General features: G+C 61.9%; 18 protein-coding genes. 14 read left to right on the plus strand and 4 right to left on the minus strand.

Features of this window, described 5'->3' with window-relative positions; translation table 11 throughout:
• The first annotated feature begins 204 nt into the window (after positions 1-204).
• The 8 genes from ACK3CV_RS21540 (at position 205) to ACK3CV_RS21575 (ending at position 11,215) form a co-directional block, all read left to right on the plus strand.
• The gene (locus ACK3CV_RS21540; RefSeq protein WP_164039642.1) at positions 205-1,521 is read left to right on the plus strand and encodes a M20 family metallo-hydrolase; all 1,317 of its coding nucleotides are present in this window, start codon (positions 205-207) and stop codon (positions 1,519-1,521) included.
• Entirely contained in the window at positions 1,518-2,969 is a 1,452-nt protein-coding gene (locus ACK3CV_RS21545) for a M20 family metallopeptidase (RefSeq protein WP_164039639.1), read from the plus strand. Before ACK3CV_RS21540 ends, ACK3CV_RS21545 begins: the two co-directional genes overlap by 4 nt.
• 100 nt (positions 2,970-3,069) lie before the next feature.
• Positions 3,070-4,596, plus strand: a complete 1,527-nt coding sequence (gene abgT, locus ACK3CV_RS21550; protein WP_028127596.1) for a p-aminobenzoyl-glutamate transporter — start codon at positions 3,070-3,072, stop codon at positions 4,594-4,596.
• A 179-nt stretch (positions 4,597-4,775) separates the two neighbouring features.
• Positions 4,776-5,702, plus strand: a complete 927-nt coding sequence (gene cscK / locus ACK3CV_RS21555) for a fructokinase (RefSeq protein WP_060431358.1) — start codon at positions 4,776-4,778, stop codon at positions 5,700-5,702.
• A 195-nt stretch (positions 5,703-5,897) separates the two neighbouring features.
• Positions 5,898-7,307, plus strand: coding sequence for a carbohydrate porin (locus tag ACK3CV_RS21560; protein WP_164039657.1), 1,410 nt, complete (start codon positions 5,898-5,900; stop codon positions 7,305-7,307).
• Between the two features lie 63 nt (positions 7,308-7,370).
• Positions 7,371-8,741 carry a sucrose-specific PTS transporter subunit IIBC gene (locus ACK3CV_RS21565; RefSeq protein WP_033636041.1) on the plus strand — a complete coding sequence of 457 codons (1,371 nt, stop codon included), beginning with the start codon at positions 7,371-7,373 and terminating at the stop codon, positions 8,739-8,741.
• Positions 8,741-10,150 carry a sucrose-6-phosphate hydrolase gene (locus ACK3CV_RS21570; RefSeq protein WP_164141372.1) on the plus strand — a complete coding sequence of 470 codons (1,410 nt, stop codon included), beginning with the start codon at positions 8,741-8,743 and terminating at the stop codon, positions 10,148-10,150. The genes ACK3CV_RS21565 and ACK3CV_RS21570 overlap by 1 nt, the downstream gene beginning before the upstream one ends.
• A 21-nt stretch (positions 10,151-10,171) precedes the next feature.
• The gene (locus ACK3CV_RS21575; RefSeq protein ID WP_033654839.1) at positions 10,172-11,215 is read left to right on the plus strand and encodes a LacI family DNA-binding transcriptional regulator; all 1,044 of its coding nucleotides are present in this window, start codon (positions 10,172-10,174) and stop codon (positions 11,213-11,215) included.
• Between the two features lie 55 nt (positions 11,216-11,270).
• Here the strand turns inward: ACK3CV_RS21575 and exbD are convergent, their stop codons facing one another.
• Both exbD and exbB read right to left on the minus strand, forming a co-directional pair.
• Positions 11,271-11,693, minus strand: a complete 423-nt coding sequence (gene exbD / locus ACK3CV_RS21580) for a TonB system transport protein ExbD (RefSeq protein WP_004937307.1) — start codon at positions 11,691-11,693, stop codon at positions 11,271-11,273.
• 3 nt (positions 11,694-11,696) lie between these two features.
• Positions 11,697-12,674, minus strand: coding sequence for a tol-pal system-associated acyl-CoA thioesterase (exbB, locus tag ACK3CV_RS21585; RefSeq protein ID WP_072264955.1), 978 nt, complete (start codon positions 12,672-12,674; stop codon positions 11,697-11,699).
• A gap of 431 nt (positions 12,675-13,105) precedes the next feature.
• Between exbB and metC the strand changes: the two genes are divergently transcribed.
• Complete coding sequence (gene metC / locus ACK3CV_RS21590) at positions 13,106-14,317, plus strand: cystathionine beta-lyase (RefSeq protein WP_164039636.1); 1,212 nt, start codon at positions 13,106-13,108, stop codon at positions 14,315-14,317.
• A gap of 130 nt (positions 14,318-14,447) precedes the next feature.
• Positions 14,448-15,110, plus strand: a complete 663-nt coding sequence (locus ACK3CV_RS21595; RefSeq protein ID WP_033636044.1) for a DedA family protein — start codon at positions 14,448-14,450, stop codon at positions 15,108-15,110.
• Between the two features lie 10 nt (positions 15,111-15,120).
• On the opposite strand, the gene ACK3CV_RS21600 is transcribed toward ACK3CV_RS21595, so the two are convergent.
• Complete coding sequence (locus ACK3CV_RS21600) at positions 15,121-16,041, minus strand: LysR family transcriptional regulator (protein ID WP_016930125.1); 921 nt, start codon at positions 16,039-16,041, stop codon at positions 15,121-15,123.
• 108 nt (positions 16,042-16,149) lie between these two features.
• On the opposite strand from ACK3CV_RS21600, the gene ACK3CV_RS21605 reads away from it, so the two are divergent.
• On the plus strand, positions 16,150-17,178 hold the full coding sequence (locus ACK3CV_RS21605) for a zinc-dependent alcohol dehydrogenase family protein (protein ID WP_164039633.1): 1,029 nt from the start codon (positions 16,150-16,152) through the stop codon (positions 17,176-17,178).
• A 7-nt stretch (positions 17,179-17,185) separates the two neighbouring features.
• On the opposite strand, the gene ACK3CV_RS21610 is transcribed toward ACK3CV_RS21605, so the two are convergent.
• Positions 17,186-18,073, minus strand: coding sequence for an AraC family transcriptional regulator (locus tag ACK3CV_RS21610; RefSeq protein WP_407812721.1), 888 nt, complete (start codon positions 18,071-18,073; stop codon positions 17,186-17,188).
• Positions 18,074-18,299: 226 nt separating this feature from the next.
• On the opposite strand from ACK3CV_RS21610, the gene yqhD reads away from it, so the two are divergent.
• The 3 genes from yqhD to ACK3CV_RS21625 all read left to right on the plus strand — a co-directional run bounded on the left by yqhD (position 18,300) and on the right by ACK3CV_RS21625 (position 21,323).
• Positions 18,300-19,463 (plus strand): alcohol dehydrogenase, encoded by a 1,164-nt coding sequence (gene yqhD, locus ACK3CV_RS21615; RefSeq protein ID WP_164141368.1) that lies wholly within the window; start codon positions 18,300-18,302, stop codon positions 19,461-19,463.
• A gap of 287 nt (positions 19,464-19,750) precedes the next feature.
• The gene (gene dkgA, locus ACK3CV_RS21620) at positions 19,751-20,575 is read left to right on the plus strand and encodes a 2,5-didehydrogluconate reductase DkgA (RefSeq protein WP_047570489.1); all 825 of its coding nucleotides are present in this window, start codon (positions 19,751-19,753) and stop codon (positions 20,573-20,575) included.
• 142 nt (positions 20,576-20,717) lie between these two features.
• On the plus strand, positions 20,718-21,323 hold the full coding sequence (locus tag ACK3CV_RS21625) for a transglycosylase SLT domain-containing protein (protein WP_033649078.1): 606 nt from the start codon (positions 20,718-20,720) through the stop codon (positions 21,321-21,323).
• The last annotated feature ends 36 nt before the right edge of the window (positions 21,324-21,359 follow it).

Raw genomic sequence — 21,359 nt, forward strand, 5'->3', positions numbered from 1 at the left:
GTGTACATTCGGAAAAAACATAATAAATAACCAAATTCTTATTTCGCTTAATTAAGCGCATTTTCTGCGCCAATAAGCACCATTCACGGCAGTTAGTAACCAAATACACCTTTTTCTTTGCAATAGCTTCACCGTCTGATTTCAGTTCAGAGCATAACTGCTGCCTGGAGCGATCCAGCGCGCGATAACTTATGAGATATCACTATGACTAATTCGCTTTCGATGTTGGTGGCCGATTTGTACCCGCAATTGCAGGCCTGGCGCCGCGACTTCCATCGCTATGCCGAGTCCGGCTGGTTTGAGTTCCGCACCGCTACCCTGGTGGCGGAAGAACTCGATCGGCTGGGGTATCGCCTGCAGCTGGGCCGCGAGGTCATCAAGGCCGAGTCTCGCATGGGGCTGCCTTCGTCCGATGAGCTGGAAGCGCAGGAACAGCGCGCCCGCAATCAGGGGGCGTTGGAAAAATGGTTGCCGCACTTTTCCGGCGGCTTCGCCGGCATCGTCGCAACGCTCGATACCGGCCGCCCCGGCCCAACCATCGCCTACCGCGTGGATATGGACGCCCTCGATCTCAACGAGTTGCTGGAACCCGAACACCTGCCGTTCCGTGAAGGCTTCGCCTCTTGCAACAGCGGCATGATGCATGCATGCGGTCATGACGGCCATACCACCATCGGCCTGGGGCTGGCGCACGTCTTCAAAAGCCTGGAGCCCCAGCTTAGCGGCACCGTCAAACTGATCTTTCAGCCGGCGGAAGAAGGCACCCGCGGCGCAAAATCGATGGTGGAGGCCGGCGTGGTGGACGACGTCGATTTCTTCACCGCGGTGCATATCGGCACCGGCGTGCCGGCCGGTGAGCTGGTGTGCGGCAGCGACAGCTTTATGGCCACCAGCAAGCTGGACGTCACCTTCCGCGGCGTCGCCTCCCACGCCGGCGCCAGGCCGGAAGACGGTCGCAACGCTCTGCTGGCAGCGGCCCAGGCTGCGCTGGGGCTTTACGCCATCCCGCGCCACAGCGAAGGCAGCTCGCGCATCAATGTCGGCGTGCTGCAGGCCGGCACCGGCCGCAACGTGATCGCCGATCGGGCGTTTATGAAGGTGGAAACACGCGGCGCCACCAATGAGATCAACGCGTTCGTCTATCAGCAGGCGCTGAACGCCATCGAAGGCGCAGCCAAGATGCACGGCGTCGCCTGCGACATCGCGCTGATGGGCGCTGCGCAGAGCAGCAAACCGACCCAACCGTGGGTGGATTACATCCGCCACCAGGCACAGCAGGTAACCGAGCTGACCTCGGTGGTCGATCGCCGCGAACAGGCTGCGGGTTCAGAAGACGCCACCTACATGATGGAGCGGGTGAAATCCCACGGCGGCCAGGCCTCATACGTCATTTTCGGCACCGAGCTGAGCGCCGGGCACCATAACGAAAAATTCGACTTCAACGAGCAGGTGATGGCGGTGGCGGTGAAAACGCTGGCGTCGCTGGCGCTGAACCTGCCGACATTCGGGAGCGAAGCATGAGCAACTCAGAACTGCAGGCATTTATCGACGACTACATTGACCAACGCCGGCCCCGCTTCAGTGCGCTGAGCGACGCGATTTGGGACCACCCGGAAACGCGCTTCAACGAGATCTATTCCGCCACGTTACTGGCCGATGCGCTGGAGCAGGAAGGCTTCTCGGTTGAGCGCGGCGTGGGCGACATCGAGACGGCGTTTATCGCCAGCTACGGCAGCGGCCACCCGGTCATCGCGCTGCTGGGCGAGTACGACGCGCTGGCCGGGCTGAGCCAGCAGGCGGGTCGCGCCACGCCGCAGCCGCTGGTGGAAAACGGCAACGGCCATGGCTGTGGCCACAACCTGCTGGGCACCGCGGCGCTGGCGGGCGCCTTCGCCGCCAAGGCGTGGATGCAGCAAAACCGGCTGACCGGCACCCTGCGCTTCTACGGCTGCCCGGGCGAAGAAGGTGGCTCCGGCAAAACCTTTATGGTGCGCGAAGGCCTGTTCGACGGCGTCGACGCCGCCCTCACCTGGCACCCGGAAGGCTTCAGCGGCATGTTCAATACCAGTACGCTGGCCAACATTCAGGCGGCGTTTCACTTCAAGGGCGTGGCCGCCCATGCCGCCAACTCGCCGCACCTGGGGCGCAGCGCGCTGGACGCGGTGACGCTGATGAATACCGGCGCCAACTTCCTGCGCGAACATATCGTGCAAGAAGCGCGGCTGCACTACGCGGTCACCAACACCGGCGGCAGCTCCCCCAACGTGGTGCAGGCCGACGCCGAGGTGTTGTACCTGATCCGCGCGCCGCAGCTCGACCAGGCGCAGGACATTTACCAACGGGTGATTAACATCGCCAAGGGCGCAGCGCTGATGACTGACACCCAGATGGAAGTGCGCTTCGACAAGGCCTGCTCCAACTATGTGCCGAACCGCAGCCTGGAACGCGCGATGTATCAAAACCTGTGTGATTTCGGTCTGCCCGAGTACAGCGACGCCGAACGCCGCTTCGCCGAGGAAATCCGCCAGACGCTGAGCCGCGACGATCTGCGCAACGCCAAACTCAACATTGCCCGCACCGGCGGCGCAGCCGGGCGCGAGTGGGTGCAGCTGCTGGGAGATAAGGTGCTGATGGACGAGGTCGCTCCTTATGTGGAATCCGACGACCTGCTGTACGGTTCTACCGACGTTGGCGACGTAAGCTGGGTGGCGCCGACTGCCCAATGCTTTAGCCCCTGTTTCGCACTCGGCACCCCTCTGCACACCTGGCAACTGGTGGCGCAGGGCCGCACCGCTATCGCCCATAAGGGCATGTGCCTGGCCGGCAAGGTGATGGCGGCGACCGCCATCGATCTGCTGAGCGACAGCGCTCTGCTGGCGCGCTGCCGCAGCGAGTTTGAACGCCGGCGCGCCGAACAGCCATACCGCTGCCCAATCCCGCAGGGGGTGAAACCCTCCCCATTGAAATAGCATGAACAGACAGGGCCCGGAGAACCGGGCCACTAAGCATAATTATAAATAAATCAAATAATAACAATCACACAACAGAGCAAACACAGAGGGTAAAATCATGAGTGAGGCCACAACGCCAATCAATAAAAGCCCCGGACGCGTTTTTTACTGGGTGGAACGCATCGGCAATAAGATCCCCAATCCGTTTTTACTGTTCGTCTATTTGATCCTGGTGCTTATGCTGGCCACCGCGCTGTTTTCCTGGCTCGACGTGGCGGTGAAAAATCCGGCCACCGGCGAGCTCATCAAGGTCAATAACCTGATGAGCGTGGCGGGCATGCAGTGGATATTTCCCAACATCATCCATAACTTCAGCAGCTTTGCGCCGCTGGGGGCTATTTTGGCGCTGGTGATAGGCGCCGGCCTGGCGGAAAAGGTCGGCCTGCTGCAGGCGCTGATGTATAAAATGGCCTCGCGCGTCAGCGCCCGCTACGCCAGTTATATGGTGCTGTTTATCGCCTTCTTCAGCCATATATCGTCGGACGCCGCGCTGGTGGTGATGCCGCCCCTTGGCGCGCTGATGTTTGTGGCGGTGGGCCGCCACCCGATAGCCGGACTGCTGGCGGCGATCGCCGGCGTCGCCTCCGGCTTTACCGCCAACCTGTTGATCGTCACCACCGACGTATTGCTTTCCGGCATCAGCACCGAAGCCACCAAAGCGGTGGATGGCGCGGTTCACGTTAGCGTAATCGACAACTGGTACTTTATGGCCACCTCCGTGATCGTGTTGACCATCGCCGGCGCGCTGCTCACCGACAAGTTTATCGAGCCCCGGCTGCCGAAGTGGCAAGGCGGCGCCGAAGACAAAATCGCAGCGCTGACCCCGCTGCAAAACCGGGGGCTAATGATGAGCGGCATCGCCGCGCTGGTGTTTATCGCCATCATCGCCGCTCTGGTGGTGCCGGAGGCCGCGCCGCTGCGTGACCCGAACACCGGTTCGGTGATCCCTTCCCCGTTCATCAAGGGCATTGTGCCGATCATCATCCTGTTCTTCTTCACCGTCGCCATTACCTATGGCGTAGTCACCAAACAGATCCGGCGGCCGGATGACATTCCCCACCACTTGCTCGATCCGATGAAAAGCATGGCGGGTTTTATCGTGATGGTGTTTCCGCTGTCGCAGTTCGTGGCGTTCTTTAACTGGAGCAACATGGGCAAGTTTATGGCCGTCGGCCTGACCGATATGCTGGAAGCCGCCGGCATGAGTGGCGCGCCGGCATTTCTCGGCCTGATGTTCCTCTCCGCCTTCCTGTGCATGTTCATCGCCAGCGGCTCGGCGATCTGGTCAATTTTGGCGCCGATCTTCGTGCCGATGTTTATGCTGCTCGGTTTCCACCCGGCGTTCGCCCAGATGATCTTTCGCATCGCCGACTCTGCGGTGCTGCCGCTGGCGCCGATGTCGCCGTTCCTGCCGCTGTTCCTCGGCTTCCTGCAGCGCTACCGCAAAGACGCGCAGCTCGGCACTTATTACGTGCTGATCCTGCCCTATCCTGTGGTGTTCTTCAGCGTGTGGATTTTGCTGCTGCTGGTCTGGTATGCGCTTGGGTTGCCAATCGGCCCGGGCGTGTATCCGAAACTGGGCTAAACCGCCCCGCTACCTCGCCCCCGAGCCGGCTCGCGGGGCGGGTTCTCTTCCCCCCGACCCCCGAAAAAAATTGATCCTCCTCACCCTCCCAACGCCCCAGCGCATTATTTCATTGCCTTGCTAAACCGGTTCTTCTATTTTAGCAGCCCATCTGACAAGGACAAAAACAGGGATTAAGCATGATGAATCGCGTATGGGTACTGGGCGACGCCGTGATCGACCTGGTGCCGGAAAATGCCAACGGTTATCTCAAATGCCCCGGCGGCGCGCCGGCTAACGTGGCGGTGGGTATCGCCCGGCTCGGTGGCGACAGCGCTTTTATCGGGCGAGTGGGGCAAGACAGCTTCGGCGCCTTTTTGCAGCGGGTGCTGAGCGATGAAGGGGTGGATATCGGCCATATGCGGCCGGATCCCGAACACCACACCTCCACGGTCGTGGTGGATCTCGATCTGCAGGGTGAGCGCTCATTCACGTTTATGGTGCAGCCCAGCGCCGATCTGTTTTTGCAGCCCGACGATCTGCCGGTTTTCCAACGGGGCGAATGGCTGCACCTCTGCTCCATCGCGCTCTCACAGGAGCCCAGCCGCAGCGCGGCCTTTACGGCGATGGAACGCATTCGGGCGGCCGGTGGCCGGGTCAGTTTCGATCCCAACATCCGCGAAGAGGTCTGGCGCCAGCCGGAAGCGCTGCGCCCCTGCCTGCAAAAGGCGCTGCTGCTGGCGGACGTGGTGAAACTGTCGCGCGAAGAGCTGGCTTTCATCAGCCATCTTGACGATCTGGAGAACGCCATTCGCTGGATGATGCAAACCTATCCGCTGCGCCTGCTGCTGGTGACGCTGGGCGGCGACGGCGTCTGCGTACACGATGGGCAGCGTCTGCGCCATTTCCACGCGCCATCGATCGTGCCGGTCGATACCACCGGCGCCGGCGACGCCTTCGTCGCCGGGCTGTTAGCGGCGCTGGCGCGCCTTCACGAATTGCCGCAGGAAGCGCAATGGCCGGCGGTTATCGCCCAGGCTCAGGCCTGCGGCGCGCTGGCCACCACCGCCAAAGGCGCCATGACCGCCCTGCCCCGCGCCGACGAGCTGGCCGCTTTCCTGCGTTGATCTTCAGCATTCACGGCGATCCGCAGGTTCGCCGTGCTCTTTTACCCACGATTTGCGCGCTCGATCACAATAGCTGAATCGGGTTAGCTAACTGAGTTGCCAGCTCGCTTCGCTCTCGTTATCTTTCGCCATGAAAAACCGGTTTAGCAATTTAGCAAACAATAATAACAACCCTTACCCGGATGATATACGATGATGAAAAAACTCAGCTATTTGGCGATAACAACAGGGCTTTTCCTCTCCGCTTCCAGCGCAGCGGCCTCGGGCAGCGGCAGCATCGAGGCGCGTCTCAACGCGCTGGAACAACGTCTGGCGCAGGCGGAACGGCGCGCCGCACAGGCTGAAACCCGCGCGACGGCGGCGGAACGTCGGGCGCAACAGCTGGAACAACGCACCGCCAACACCGAACGGCAAACCGCGCAGATTGCGCAGCAGGCCGCCACGCCGGAAACGCCGGTTGCCCCGGCCAGCGCGCTGCAGCTGCGCGGATTCAATGACCTGAAGCTGTACGGGGATGTGGAGTTCAATCTGGACGGCGCCAGCCGCAGCGGCCAACTAACGTCGCTGAAAGGCAGCGACCACAAGGACTGGAAGCCCGGCAACAAAGAACGTTGGGATATCAACGGCCGCATTCTGGTCGGGCTGGACGGCTACCGCCGCAATCCGGACGGCAACTTCTCCGGCTTCAGCGTGCAGCCGCTGGCGGACATGACCGGCAAAATGAACCTGGACGACGCCGCCTTCTTCTTCGGCAATGAAAAGAACTGGCAAACCAAAATCGGCCGCTTTGAAGCCTACGACATGTTCCCGCTGAATCAGGACACCTTCATTCAATACTCCGGCAATACCGCCAACGATCTGTACGCCGACGGCTTCGGCTATATCTACATGATGAAAGAGGGCCGCGGCCGCAGCAGCAGCGGCGGCAACCTGATGCTGAGCAAATACGCCGGTGATGTCTATTTCGAGCTGAACACGCTGGTGGAGGACGGCACTTCGCTGTTCCAGGACAACAGCTACCACGGCAACGCCCTGGACAATAAGAAAAACGTCGCCTATTTACGGCCGGTGATCGCCTGGAAAAAAGACGCCTTCAGCATCGCGGCGGCGATGGAAAGCAACGTGGTGAATAACGCCTACGGCTATCGGGACAGCCAGGGCCGTTTCGTCGATCAGTCCAAGCGCAACGGCTACGGCATGACGATGAGCTGGAACAACAGCGCCGCCGATCCGGACAACGGTGTGGTTGCCAACCTGAGCACCGCCTATCTGGATGCCTCAGGCGAGCAAGACTTCACCGCCGGCGTCAACGTGCTGTGGCGGCGCTTCGAACTGGGTTATATCTATGCCCATAACAATATCAAAGAGTTCAATACCGCCGGGATCGCCGCCGATATCCACAACCCGCTCAGCGAACCGGGCAACTACGACATCCACACCGTTCACGCGTCGTATCAGATACCTGACATTATGAATATGAAGAATTTCAATCTGTATTTAGGCGCCTATGTGTCGCTGCTGGAGGCCAACGCCGACAACAAGATCGCCAACGGCGACAACGATCAACGTTACGGCATGCGCGCCAGATTCAAGTATTTCTTCTGACATCGATTCACGGCGCTGCGCCGCAAACGGCGCGGCGGCATTTTTATTTAGCAAGGGGACAACATGGACATTACCGCAACCGCCAACGCGCTGTTGCCGCTGCTTGGCGGTAAAGAGAATATCGCCAGCGCCGCCCACTGCGCCACGCGCCTGCGCCTGGTGCTGGTGGACGACAGCAAGGTGGACAAAGAGGCCATCGGCAAACTGGACGGCGTCAAAGGCTGCTTCAGCAACGCCGGTCAAATCCAGGTGATCTTCGGCACCGGGCTGGTGAACAAGGTGCATGCGGAATTCATCAAGGCGGCGGGCGTCAGCGAATCCAGCAAAGCCGAAGCCGCCGATATCGCGGCGAAAAAGCTCAACCCGCTGCAGCGCATCGCCCGCCTGCTGTCGAACATCTTCGTGCCCATCATCCCGGCGATCGTCGCTTCCGGCCTGTTGATGGGCCTGCTCGGCATGGTGAAAACCTACGGCTGGGCCGATGCCAACAGCGCGCTGTTCATCATGCTGGATATGTTCAGCTCGGCGGCGTTCATTATCCTGCCGATTCTGATCGGCTTCACCGCCGCACGCGAATTCGGCGGCAACCCCTATCTGGGCGCCACGCTCGGCGGCATTTTGACGCATCCGGCGCTGACCAACGCCTGGGGCGTCGCCGAGGGGTTCCATACCATGAACTTCTTCGGTCTGGAGATCGCCATGATCGGCTATCAGGGCACCGTGTTCCCGGTGCTGCTGACGGTGTGGTTCATGAGCGTGCTGGAAAAGCGGCTGCGCAAGGTGATCCCCAACGCGCTCGATCTGATCCTGACGCCGTTCCTGACGGTGGTCATCTCAGGCTTTGTCGCCCTGCTGTTTATCGGCCCCGCCGGCCGCGCGCTGGGTGACGGCATCTCCTTCGTGCTCAGCACGCTGATTGCCCATGCGGGCTGGTTCGCCGGGCTGCTGTTCGGCGGCCTCTATTCCGCTATCGTCATCACCGGCATTCACCACAGTTTCCATGCGGTAGAGGCCGGGCTGCTCGGCAACCCCAATATCGGCGTCAACTTCCTGCTGCCGATCTGGTCGATGGCCAACATCGCGCAGGGCGGCGCCTGCCTGGCGGTGTATTTCAAAACCCGCGACGCCAAAATCAAAGCCATCGCGGTGCCGTCGGCCTTTTCCGCCATGCTCGGCATCACCGAAGCGGCGCTGTTCGGCATCAACCTGCGCTTCGTGAAACCGTTCCTGGCGGCGCTGGCGGGCGGCGCGCTCGGCGGCGCCTGGGTGGTGGCCAACCACGTCGGCATGAATGCGGTCGGGCTGACGGCGATCCCCGGCATGGCGATCGTGCAGGCCAGTTCGCTGGTCAGCTATATCATCGGCCTGGCGATCGCTTTTGGCAGCGCCTTCGTGCTCTCCCTGCTGCTGAAATATAAAACGGACGCGCAATGATGGAAGAACTCAGCTTAATCAAACAGGCGCTGCGGGCGGTAATGAACGGCCAGCCACGCGCGCTGCGCGATCCGCACCGCCCGACCTGGCATCTGGCGCCCAGCGTTGGCTTGCTGAACGATCCCAACGGCTTTATCCAGCACAACGGCGTTTATCACCTGTTCTATCAGTGGAACCCGCTGGGCTGCGATCATCGCAACAAGTGCTGGGGACACTGGCAATCGACCGATTTATTGCGTTGGGAACATCAGCCGATCGCCCTGGCGCCGGGCGCCTGTTACGACAGCCACGGCTGTTACTCCGGCTCGGCGGTGGTGGCGGAAGACAAAATCACGCTGATCTACACCGGCAACGTGAAATTCCCCGACGGCTCGCGCACCGCTTACCAATGCCTGGCTCAGGAAAGCGATCGGGGCGAATACCGCAAACTCGGGCCGGTGCTGCCGCTGCCGGAGGGCTACAGCGGCCACGTACGCGATCCGAAAGTGTGGCGTCATCAGGATGCCTGGTACATGGTGCTCGGCGCGCGTGACTTGCAGGATCGAGGCAAGGTGCTGCTGCTGCGTTCCTGCGATCTGCGCGACTGGCAAGCGCTGGAGGAGATCGCCGGTTCCGGCCTGAACGATCTGGGTGAATTCGGCTACATGTGGGAGTGCCCGGATCTGTTCTCGCTGGACGGCGACGACGTGTTGATCTGCTGCCCGCAGGGGCTGGCGCCGCAGCCGGAACGCTATCTCAACCGTTATCAGGCCGGCTATCTGCTCGGCAAGCTGGATTACCGGCAGGCGGCCTTCAGCCACGGCGAATTTCGCGAGCTGGACGCCGGCTTCGAGTTCTACGCGCCCCAGACGACGCAGGCGGAAGATGGCCGCCGCCTGCTGTTCGGCTGGATGGGCGTACCCGAGCAAGATGAAGAAGCCCACCCGACGCGCCGTTACGGCTGGATCCACACCATGACCTGCCCGCGCGAGCTGTCGCTGCAGCATGGCCGCCTCTACCAGCGCCCGGCGCGCGAGCTGCAACAGCTGCGCGGCGAGCGGGCTGGCTGGCAAGGCCACGCCGATGACGCCCCCGCCTATGCGCTGGGCGCCGCGGAGCTGCAGCTGACGCCGCAGGGCGCGTTCAGCGCCGACTTTGGCGACGCCATGACGCTGAGCTGGGATGGCGAACGGCTGCAGCTGACGCGCGCTTCCCTGGCCGACGGTAGGCCGGAGCACCGTTACTGGCGCGGCCCGGTCACCCATCTGCAGCTGCTGTTCGATCGTTCCAGCGTGGAGATTTTCATCAACCACGGCGAGGCGGTGATGAGCGCGCGCTACTTCCCGGCAGCTGAACCGCAACTGCGGCTGAACGGGAGCGCGCCACTGGCGTTGGAATACTGGCCGCTGACGCCATGCATGCTAGAATGACGCATCCTCCGATGACTTCAGATGGCGTCAGTGAAAAAAAATAAACGCATTACCATCAGTGACATCGCCACGCTGGCCGGGGTGTCGAAATCGACCGCCAGCCTGGTGCTGAACGGCCGCAGCAAGGAATACCGGGTGTCCGACGACACCCGCGATCGCATTCTGGCGCTGGCGCACGAACACCATTATCAGCCCAGCATCCACGCCCGCTCTTTGCGCTCCAACCGCAGCCACACGCTGGGGCTGGTGGTGCCGGAGATGACCAACTACGGCTTTGCGGTGATCTCGCGCGAGCTGGAAACGCTGTGCCGCGAGGCCGGTCTGCAGCTGTTGATCGCCTGTACCGATGAAAACCCGGCGCAGGAGATGATGGCGGTGAACAGTCTGGTGCAGCGGCAGGTCGACGGCCTGATCGTCGCCTCCAGCCAGCTGAACGACGCGGAATACCAGAAGATCAACGCCGGGCTGCCGGTGGTGCAGATGGACCGCCTGATCGCCGGTTCCGAACTGCCGCTGGTGATCACCGACTCGGTTAATGCGACCGCCGACCTGGTGGAGAAGGTCGCGCGCCAGCATCCGGATGAGATCTATTTTCTCGGCGGGCAGCCGCGCATTTCACCGACTCGCGATCGGCTGGCCGGTTTCCAGCTTGGCCTGGAGCGCGCCGGCGTATCGTGCAAACCGGAATGGATCATCAACGGCAGCTATCACCCCAGCTCGGGTTACGAGATGTTCGCTCAGCTGTGCGCACAGCTGGGGCGTCCGCCCAAAGCGCTGTTCACCGCCGCCTGCGGCCTGTTGGAAGGGGTATTGCGTTATCTGACTCAACATCAGCTGATGGAAAGCGACATCCACCTGTGCAGCTTCGACGATCACTACCTGTTCGACTGCATGACGTTGAAGATAGACACGGTGGCGCAGGACTGCCGGGCGCTGGCGCAGCATAGCTTCAGCCAGGTCACCGCGCTCATCGACGAGCGGCCGCTGGAACAGAACGCGCTTTATCTGCCGGGCCGTATCCACTGGCGCCATGCCGGTTCGCGGGCGTTGTTGGCCGGGGAGTGATATTTCTGAATCAATAAAAAAGGGCGCCTGAGCGCCCTTTATCGTTTTGCTGCCGCTACTTGGCGGCGCCTTCCATGCCCACCAGCCCCACTTTCAGGTAGCCGGCTTTACGCAGGGTGTCCATCACGCTCATCAGCGTTTCATAGTCCACGCTCTTGTCCGCCTGGAAGAAGATGGTGGTTTCTTTGTTGGCCTGAGTGCGTTGATCCAGCACCGAAGTCAGCTGATCGGCATTCACCGGCTGATCGCCAACGTAGAGCTGCTTGTCGGCCTTCACCGACAGGAACACCGGTTTTTCCGGCCGCGGCTGCGGTTTGGCGGAAGAAGCCGGCAGATCGACGCGGATATCTACCGTTGCCAGCGGCGCGGCCACCATAAAGATGATCAACAGCACCAGCATGACGTCGATAAACGGCGTCACGTTGATTTCATGCAATTCGCCGCTGTCGTCCAGATCTTCATTTAAGCGCATCGCCATGACTCACCCCGCCCGCAGTTGGTGTGCGTGCTGTGAGCGCTTGGCTTCCGCCGTTGCGGCCAGATCCAGATCGCGGCCCTGCAGCAGCAAGACCTGCGCCGCCACGTCGCCTACCTGGGCGCGATGGCCGCTGATGACGCGGGCAAAGATGTTGTAGATAACGACGGCAGGGATCGCCGCGACCAGGCCCAGTGCGGTCGCCAGCAGCGCTTCCGCGATGCCCGGCGCCACGACCGCCAGGTTGGTGGTCTGCGAATGGGCGATGCCGATGAAGCTGTTCATGATGCCCCACACGGTGCCGAACAGGCCGACGAACGGCGAGATGGCGCCGATGGTGGCCAGGAAACCGTTGCCGCGGCCCATGTTGCGGCTGTAGGCCGCCACGCGGCGTTCGAGGCGGAAGCCGGTACGCTCTTTGATGCCGTTGTTGTCGCTGGACTCTGCGGACAGCTCCAGCTCATTTTGCGCGTCGTTCAGCAAGACAGCGCTGACGCTCTGCGAGCCGAAGTTTTGCGCCAGCTCGGAAGCTTCATCCAGCGAGCGCGCGTCGGCCAGCGCCAGCTGTTCGCGGCGCAGGCGGCGTTTGGCGCGCAGCAATTCACTGCCTTTGGAGAACAGAATGGTCCAGGTCACGATCGAGGCCAGCACCAGGCCGATCATTACCGCTTTCACCACCGCGTCGGCGTGCTGATACATGCCCCAAACGGACAGATCCATGCCGCGGGTTTCCGGTGGCTGGATCGTTGGCGCCGGGTTCACCGGCGTGATGCTCTCCGGCGCGGCGGCTGCAGGTGCAGGCGCGGTGGTCGGCGCAACGCTTTCGGTAACGGCCGGATTGGCCGCCGGCGCCGCCTGCGCGCTGCCGGCCAGCCCCACGACCAGCACCATTGAAGCCATCAGGCTGCGGCCAAAGGCCTTGCCCCACTGCGCCCGGCCCTGGCCGAACGATCCTTGATTTAAATTCTTGCCAGCCGTTTTCACGCTGTGCCTCCACCCATTACCGATCAAAATTAAGGAATAATTCAGCGTGCGATCATATCAAACCAACCGGGGATTGATAGTAGTTCTCATTATTATTTACCAAATAAACGAGAAAATTTTAGCCAACCCCGCGGCAAAGCGCCAATCTGCGCCCGTTCACCGCCAAACGCCCCTTTTATGGGGTTATTTCGTTACTTTTCCCCCACAACGGCGCAACAAGGCCACGCTGCCGAACGGCATCTCGACCGATGAATGGGCTTCTCTCTCGCCGCTCGGCAGAAGGATGAGGCGAGAAATGCGCAGTCGGCAGCCAATTATAGCCGTTTCTGTATCTGGAAGTTAAAACGTCTGGATGGCTATATTAACTCATGTTAACGTAAGGGCTATCGCAAACGGGCACGTGCAGAGCAACCAGAGGTGAGCCAGGTACCATGACGTCAAAACATATCGAAACCACGCTGATCGGCGCCGGCCGCGGCAAGCGCTACACCCAGGGCTCCGTCAATCCCGTCACGCAACGCGCCTCTTCTTTGGTCTTCGATTCCGTCGCCGCCAAAAAACACGCCACCGCGCAGCGCGCCCACGGCGAGCTGTTTTACGGCCGACGCGGCACCCTGACCCACTTCGCGCTGCAGGATGCGATGGTGGAGCTGGAGGGCGGCGCCGGCTGCGTGCTGTACCCCTGCGGCGCGGCGGCGGTAGCCAATGCGATCCTGTCGTTCGTCGGCGCCGGCGATCACCTGCTGGTCACCGGCTCGGCGTACGAACCGACCCAGGATTTCTGCACCCATATCCTCGGCCGCATGAACGTCAGCACCACCTATTTCGATCCATTAATTGGCGCCGATATCGCCACGCTGATCCAGCCCAATACCCGCGTGGTGTTCCTGGAATCCCCCGGCTCCATCACCCTGGAAGTGCAGGATATCCCGGCGATGGTGCAGGCCATCCGCGCCGTGGCGCCGGAGGTGGTGATCATGATCGACAACACCTGGGCGGCGGGCGTGCTGTTCAAGGCGCTGGATTTCGGCATCGACATTTCGATTCAGGCCGGCACCAAATACCTGATCGGCCATTCCGATTACATGCTCGGCACCGCCGTCGCCAACGCGCGCTGTTGGGATCGGCTGCGCGAGTACTCCTACCTGATGGGGCAGATGGTGGATGCCGACACCGCCTACATGGCGAGCCGCGGCCTGCGCACCCTGAGCGTGCGCCTGAAGCAGCACGAGCGCAGCAGCATCGAAGTCGCCCACTGGCTGGCGGCACGGCCGGAGGTGGCGACGGTCAATCACCCGGCCCTGCCCAGCTGCAAGGGCCATGAGTTCTACCGCCGTGACTTCAGCGGCTGCAACGGGCTGTTCTCCTTCGTGCTGAAAGAGCGGCTGGATGATGCGCAGCTGGCCGCCTACCTGGACAACTTCAGCCATTTCAGTATGGCCTACTCCTGGGGCGGCTTCGAGTCGCTAATCCTGGCCAACCAGCCGGAAGAGCTGGAAGCGATCCGTCCGGCGGGCGGCGTCGATTTCTCCGGCACGCTGGTGCGCCTGCACATCGGCCTGGAGAACGTCGAAGACCTGATCGCCGATCTGGCGGCCGGCTTCGATCGCCTCAACGGCGTGCGCCAAGACGGATTCCGGTAATTTTCTTCGCCTTGTTTAATGTCGGCTTAAGCTATTAGCGGTACACTAATCGGGTAACTGTCAGATACGGTAACCGCCGCATCCTGGAGAACGTGACCCCGGGCGCAACCGGCATGCAACAGGACATAAAATGGATGTATTACGAGAGATTATTCATGCGCTTTGGCAGCAGGACTTTATCGCCCTCGCCGATCCAAGCGTAATTTGGGTGGTTTACGCCGTACTTTTCACCACCCTGTTTTTGGAAAACGGACTGCTGCCCGCCTCCTTCCTCCCCGGCGACAGCCTGCTGCTGCTGTCGGGCGCGCTGATCGCCAAAGGCGTGATGGGCTTTGCCCCCACCCTGCTGATTCTGACCGCCGCCGCCGGCCTCGGCTGCTGGCTGAGCTATATCCAGGGCCGCTGGCTGGGCCACACCGGCCTGGTGAAGAGCTGGCTGCTGCAGCTGCCGGCGCAGTACCACCAGCGCGCGCACAACCTGTTCAATCGCCACGGGCTGACGGCGCTGCTGATCGGCCGCTTCCTCGGCTTCGTGCGCACGCTGCTGCCGACCATGGCCGGCATTTCCGGGCTCAACAGCTCGCGCTTCCAGGTGTTCAACTGGCTGAGCGCGGCGATCTGGGTCTGTGCGCTGGTGGGCCTCGGCTACGCTTTCAGTCAAATCCCTCTGGTAAAACGCTACGAAAGCCAGGTGATGACCGGCCTAATGCTGCTGCCGCTGCTGCTGCTGTTCGTCGGCCTGCTGGGCGCCATGCTGGTGATCTGGCGCAAAAAGCGCGCTTCCTCTTCCTAAATCCGGCGCGCTACAGCGCCTTCTCGACCAGCGCCAGACTGGCAGGCAGTTTGTTCACCAGCGTATCCACCGCCAGCCGCACCTTCAGCGGCAGGTGGGGCGTGTGCGGCCACACCGCATGCGCTTCAAAGGCGGCGCCCGGCCGATCGCGCAGCAAGCGCACCAGCGCCCCGCTCAACAACTGCTCACGCACCAGCCAGCACGGCAGCCAGGCAATGCCGAAACCCGCCGTGGCCGCATCCGCAATCGCCTGCAGGTCGTCCATTTGCAGCCGGTTATTCGGCATTACGTCCTGCGGCTTGCCGTCGCTATCCAATACCAACCAGCTGCGCCGCGCGCCGGCGCGCATATAGGTCACCGCCTCATGCTGCGCCAGTTGCTCGATGCTGAGCGGTTCGCCGCACCGCTGCAGATAGGCCGGCGAGGCGCACAGCGCCATGCGGTGATCGCCGATGCGGCGCGCCACCAAGCCGCTGCTGTTGGCCAGCGTACCGTTGCGGATCGCCATATCGAAGCCGTCCTCAATCAGGTCCACCACCCGATCGCTGAACGACAGTTCCAGCTCCAACCCAGGATGCTCGCGCGTCAGTTCGGTCAGCAGCGGCGCAATGCACATGCGGCCAAACAGCACCGGCATCGACACCCGCAGCCGGCCGCTGACCTGTCGTTTCCCCGACTCCAGCAGCGTTTCCGCGCCACGGATCTCCTCCAGCGCCCGCAGGCAGCGCTCATAAAACAGCGCACCGTCGTCGGTCAGGCTCTGGCTGCGCGTGGTGCGATGAAACAGCCGCACCCCCAGCCGCTGTTCCAGCCGGGCGATGGTTTTGCCGACCGCCGAACGCGAAAGATGCAGCCGACTGGCCGCCAACGCAAAACTGCCCGCCTCCACGGCGGTAACGAATACCGAAATGCCGCTCAACCGATCGCTCATGATTTGTCGCTCTGAAAGAAACAATCTGCGGAAATCTTATCGCCACTGGCGAACCTCTATCAACGATATTATCGGCAGGTCTGTTAATCGCTGACTTTGGAGAACATCATGACCAATACAATGCAACGCTGGACGATGAGCGCCCTGGGGCGTGAGCACCTGCAGCTGAGCGCAAGCGCCATCCCACAGCCGGGGCCGCACGAAATCAGAGTGAAAGTGAAGGCTATCTCACTCAATTACCGTGACAAACTGATGATTGAAAGCGGCATGGGGCTCACGCTGCCGCAGCCGTTCACGCCCGCCTCGGACATGGCCGGCGAGGTCGATGCCATCGGCCCCGGCGTCAGTCGCTTTCAGCCCGGCGCGCGCGTCATTTCCACCTTCAGCCCCGGTTGGCTCGACGGCGAGCAAAAACCCTACGGCGATGCGCGCCGGGTGCCTTATCACACCCTCGGCGGTTTTTATCAGGGCGTGCTGGCGGAATACGTGATAGTGCATGAAGATTGGCTGGTGGCGGCGCCGGCGTCGCTGGACGATATTCAGGCCAGCACCTTGCCGTGCGCCGGGCTGACCGCCTGGTTCGCACTGGTGGAGCAAGGCAGACTGCGCGCCGGCGACTCGGTATTGGTGCAAGGCACCGGCGGCGTGGCGCTGTTCGCGCTGCAGATCGCCAAAGCGCACGGCGCCGAGGTGTACGTCACTTCCGGCAGCGACGAAAAATTGGCGCGCGCCAAGGCGCTGGGCGCCGACCGCGGCATCAATCGCCTGCATGGCGACTGGGTGGAGAAGGTCTATCAGCTGACCCAGGATCGCGGCATCGACCATGTGGTGGATACCGTGGGCGGCACCAACCTCGGCAATTCGGTGCGCGCCGTGGCGGTGGGAGGACGCATCTCGGTAATAGGCATCCTGGAAGGCAACGAAATTTCCGCCCCCGCCGGCCCGCTGCTATTAAAATCCGCAGTGATTCAGGGCATCGGCGTCGGCCACCGCCGCGCGCTGGAAGACCTGGTGCGCGCCGTGGACGCCGTCAACCTGCAGCCGGTGATCGACCAGGTATACCGCTTCGATCAGTTGCCGCAGGCGCTGGATCACCTCGATCGCGGGCCATTCGGCAAGATCGTCTTAACCCCATAAACGCGGCTCAGCCCTCCAGCAGCAGCGGGTTGGCCTCGCGCAGCCGGGCGACTTCATCGCTCGGCGTCATGCCGAACAGGCGCTTGAATTCACGGCTGAACTGCGACGCGCTCTCGTAACCGACGCGGATCGCCGCCGTGCTGGCCTTCAGGCCGTCATGCACCATCAGCAGGCGCGCCTTATGCAGCCGGTACGACTTCACGTATTGCAGCGGCGAGGTGTTGGTCACCGCCTTGAAATTGTGGTGGAACGCCGAGACGCTCATGTTGACCTCGCCGGCCAACTGCTCGACGTTGAGGTTGTCGGCATACTGATGTTCGATGCGCCGCAGCGCCTTGGCGATCTGGCTGAAGTGGGTATGGCGATTGACCAACTCCTGCAGCGACGCGCCGCAGGTGCCGCGCAGCACGTAGTAAAGGATCTCGCGCACGATCTGCGGCCCCAGCACCCGGGCGTCGAGCGGCTTGGCCATCACGTCCAGCAGGCGTTCGGTGGCACACAGCAGCACTTCCGTCAGCTCGGCCAGGTTCACCCCGTTGCTCTCCGCCCGCGGTTGCATCAGGTAGTCGTCGTCGCCGATGTCGATCAGCAAATCCTGCAGCATTTGGGTATCGATATTGACCGCCAATCCAACCAGCGGCAGTTCCGGGCTGGCGAAGGTTTCGCACTCGAACGGCAGCGGCACCGTCATCAGCAGGTAGTTGCGCGGATCGTACTGGAACACCTTGTTGCCGCAATAGCCGACCTTGTGCCCCTGAAAGATGATGACGATCCCCGGTTCGTACATCACCGGTTGACGTGGGCAGTGGCGATCGACATACAGGATCTTCACCCGCGGCACCGGCGACGGCGTGTAGCCGTTGCCGGTGGCGATAGCCATCGCCTGGCGCGCCATGCGGCTGCGCAGCGCATCGATTTCAATCACGGAAACACCCTCTTACAGTCAGAACAATTCGGCATAAATCATAATTTAAAATTCGCCATTCCTACAGAGGATTGTAGAAATAGGCAAGAACCAAACAGGAATGTGCATTGTGCGCTGCCAGCAGGTTGCTGACAATACGGGCCAGAAACCTTTGCGCCGCGTTGGCGCCCGCCTGACAGAAAGAGAGAAATCAACCATGCAAAATTTCATTCTGCATACCCCAACCAAAATCCTGTTCGGCAAGGACCAAATTGCCGAAGTGGCCGGCCAGATCCCGGCGGACGCACGCATCCTGATCACCTACGGTGGCGGCAGCGTGAAGAAAAACGGCGTGCTGGATCAGGTGTATAGCGCGCTGGCCGGCCGCGACGTGCGGGAGTTCTCCGGCATCGAGCCGAACCCGACCTACGAAACGCTGATGAAAGCGGTCGAGGTGGTAAAGGCGGAAAACATCGATTTCCTGCTGGCGGTCGGCGGCGGGTCGGTGGTTGACGGCACCAAATTCATCGCCGCCGCCGCCCGTTATACCGCCGACGGCGACGCCTGGCATATCCTGCAGACCGTCGGCAGCCACATCGCCGACGCGGTGCCGATGGGCTGCGTGCTGACGCTGCCGGCCACCGGCTCCGAATCCAACAGCGGCGCGGTGATCACCCGTAAAAGCAGCGGCGACAAGCAGCACTTCTTCTCGCCGCTGGTGCAGCCGCGCTTCGCCGTGCTGGATCCGGTGGTGACCTATTCGCTGCCGCCGCGCCAGATCGCCAATGGCGTGGTCGACGCCTTCGTACACACCCTGGAGCAGTATCTGACCTACCCGGTCGACGCCAAGGTGCAGGATCGCTTCGCCGAAGGCCTGCTGCTGACCCTGCTGGAAGACGGCCCGCGCGCGCTGGCCGAACCGGAAAGCTATGCGGTGCGCGCCAACGTGATGTGGAGCGCCACCATGGCGCTGAACGGCCTGATCGGCGCCGGGGTGCCGCAGGACTGGGCAACCCACATGCTGGGCCACGAGCTGACCGCCATGCACGATCTCGACCACGCGCAAACGCTGGCCATCGTGCTGCCGGCGCTGCTGCACGAGAAGAAAGCGCAGAAGCGCGCAAAACTGCTGCAGTACGCTGACCGCGTTTGGGGCCTGCGCGAAGGCGGCGAAGACAGCCGCATCGACGGCGCCATCGCCGCCACTCGCGCCTTTTTCGAGCAGATGGGCGTACCGACCCGCATGGCGGATTATCAGCTCGACGGCAGCAGCATTCCGGCGCTGCTCGACAAGCTGCATCAGCACGGCATGACCGCCCTGGGCGAGCATCAGGACATCACCCTGGACGTCAGCCGCCGCATTTACGAAGCGGCGCGTTAATCGCAAAACGGCGATTTTTTGCTAGGCTTTAGTCTCCGCCAGCCATTTTTCGCCGCATCCGGCGCCCGGCCGATCACCGGGCGCCGTCAGGCGCCTCAGCGCGCCGCCGATCGTTTCGCACCACCCGTCTTACCGCTCATTCGCAGGGAGAGCGGCGAGAAAATCGCCCTCCCGCCACCGCTGAAATTAGGCTGGCAAACCCGGCAACCGCCCACTTTGCCAACTAGAATTTATCTATAGCCGTTTCGGTGCCGCAGGCGCCGCAATCCGTACACAAGGAGATGCGCATGACAACGCAACAACCCATCATCAAACTCCACGATGGTAATCTGATGCCGCAGTTGGGTCTCGGCGTTTGGCAGGCGAGTATTGAAGAGACCACCCGCGCGGTGAGCAAAGCGCTGGAGATCGGTTACCGCTCCATCGACACCGCCGCGATCTACAAGAACGAGGAAGGCGTCGGCGCCGCGCTGCAGTCCAGCGCGCTGCCGCGCAGCGACCTGTTCATCACCACCAAGCTGTGGAACGACGATCAGGGCGATCCGCTGGCGGCGCTGGAAACCAGCCTGGAGAAGCTAAAACTGGACTATGTGGATCTGTACCTGATCCACTGGCCGCGCCCGCAGCAGGATCAATACGTCTCCGCCTGGCGCGAACTGATCAAACTGCGCGATCAAGGCCTGGTGAAAAGCATCGGCGTATGCAACTTCCATACGCCGCACCTGCAGCGCCTGCTGGATGAAACCAACGTGGCGCCGGTCGTCAACCAGATAGAACTGCACCCGCTGCTGCAACAGCGCCAGCTGCGCGCCTGGAACGCCACGCACCACATCGCCACCGAATCCTGGAGCCCGCTGGCGCAGGGCGGTGAAGGGGTGTTCGACCAGCCGCTGATCAAGGCGCTGGCCGAAAAATACGAGAAAACCCCGGCGCAGATCGTGGTGCGCTGGCACCTGGACAGCGGCCTGATCGTGATCCCGAAATCGGTCACGCCGTCGCGCATCCGCGAAAACTTCGAGGTGTTTGATTTCAAACTCGATAAGGACGAACTGGGCGAGATCGCCAAGCTGGACATCGGCAACCGCCTCGGGCCGGATCCGGATACCCTGTAATTCCTCCCCAAGCCCTCTCCCGCCGGCGGGGGCTTTTCCTTTCCGCACATTGCTCCCTTGCGCCGCCTGACGTTATGATGACGACGCCGGAGGCTCCGCCCGCCGGTTAATACCGTTAAAAAACAGACAAGCACGGAGCACCATGAAATTCTCTTTCTCACACGGGTCACGGCTGGGCATGCTTTGCATCATGCTGGTGCTGGCGGGTTGCGCCGGCAAGAAACAGCGCGTCAGCTACGATCGCCACGCCTTCGACAGCGCCATTAAAGACGCCGCCAGCGAATACGGCGTAGACGCCAAGCTGATCACCGCCATGATCCAGGTGGAGTCCGGTTTCAACCCCGCCGCAGTGAGCAGATCCAATGCGATCGGCCTGATGCAGCTGAAAGCCGATACCGCCGGCTGCGACGCCTATCGCTACAAAGGCAAACGCGGTTGCCCGGACGATGACGATCTGCTGGATCCCGACACCAATATCGATCTCGGCGCCGCCTATCTGGCCACCTTGCAAAAACAACAGCTTAAAGGGATCGCCAATCCCGTTACGCTGCGCTACGCCACCATCATCGCCTACGTCAACGGCACCGGCGCGCTGCTGCGCACCTTCTCCAGTAACCGCCAGCAGGCCATCGCGATGATCAACAACCTGTCGCCGGAAGCCTTTAACTGGCACGTGCGCAAATACCATCCCGCTCCGCAGGCGCCACGCCATTTGATGAAAGTGGAAGCCGCCTACGATCGGCTGTGATGAGTAAAAGTAAAAAGGAGAACCCGAGGGTTCTCC

The organism is Serratia sp. TSO36, assembly GCF_057808395.1.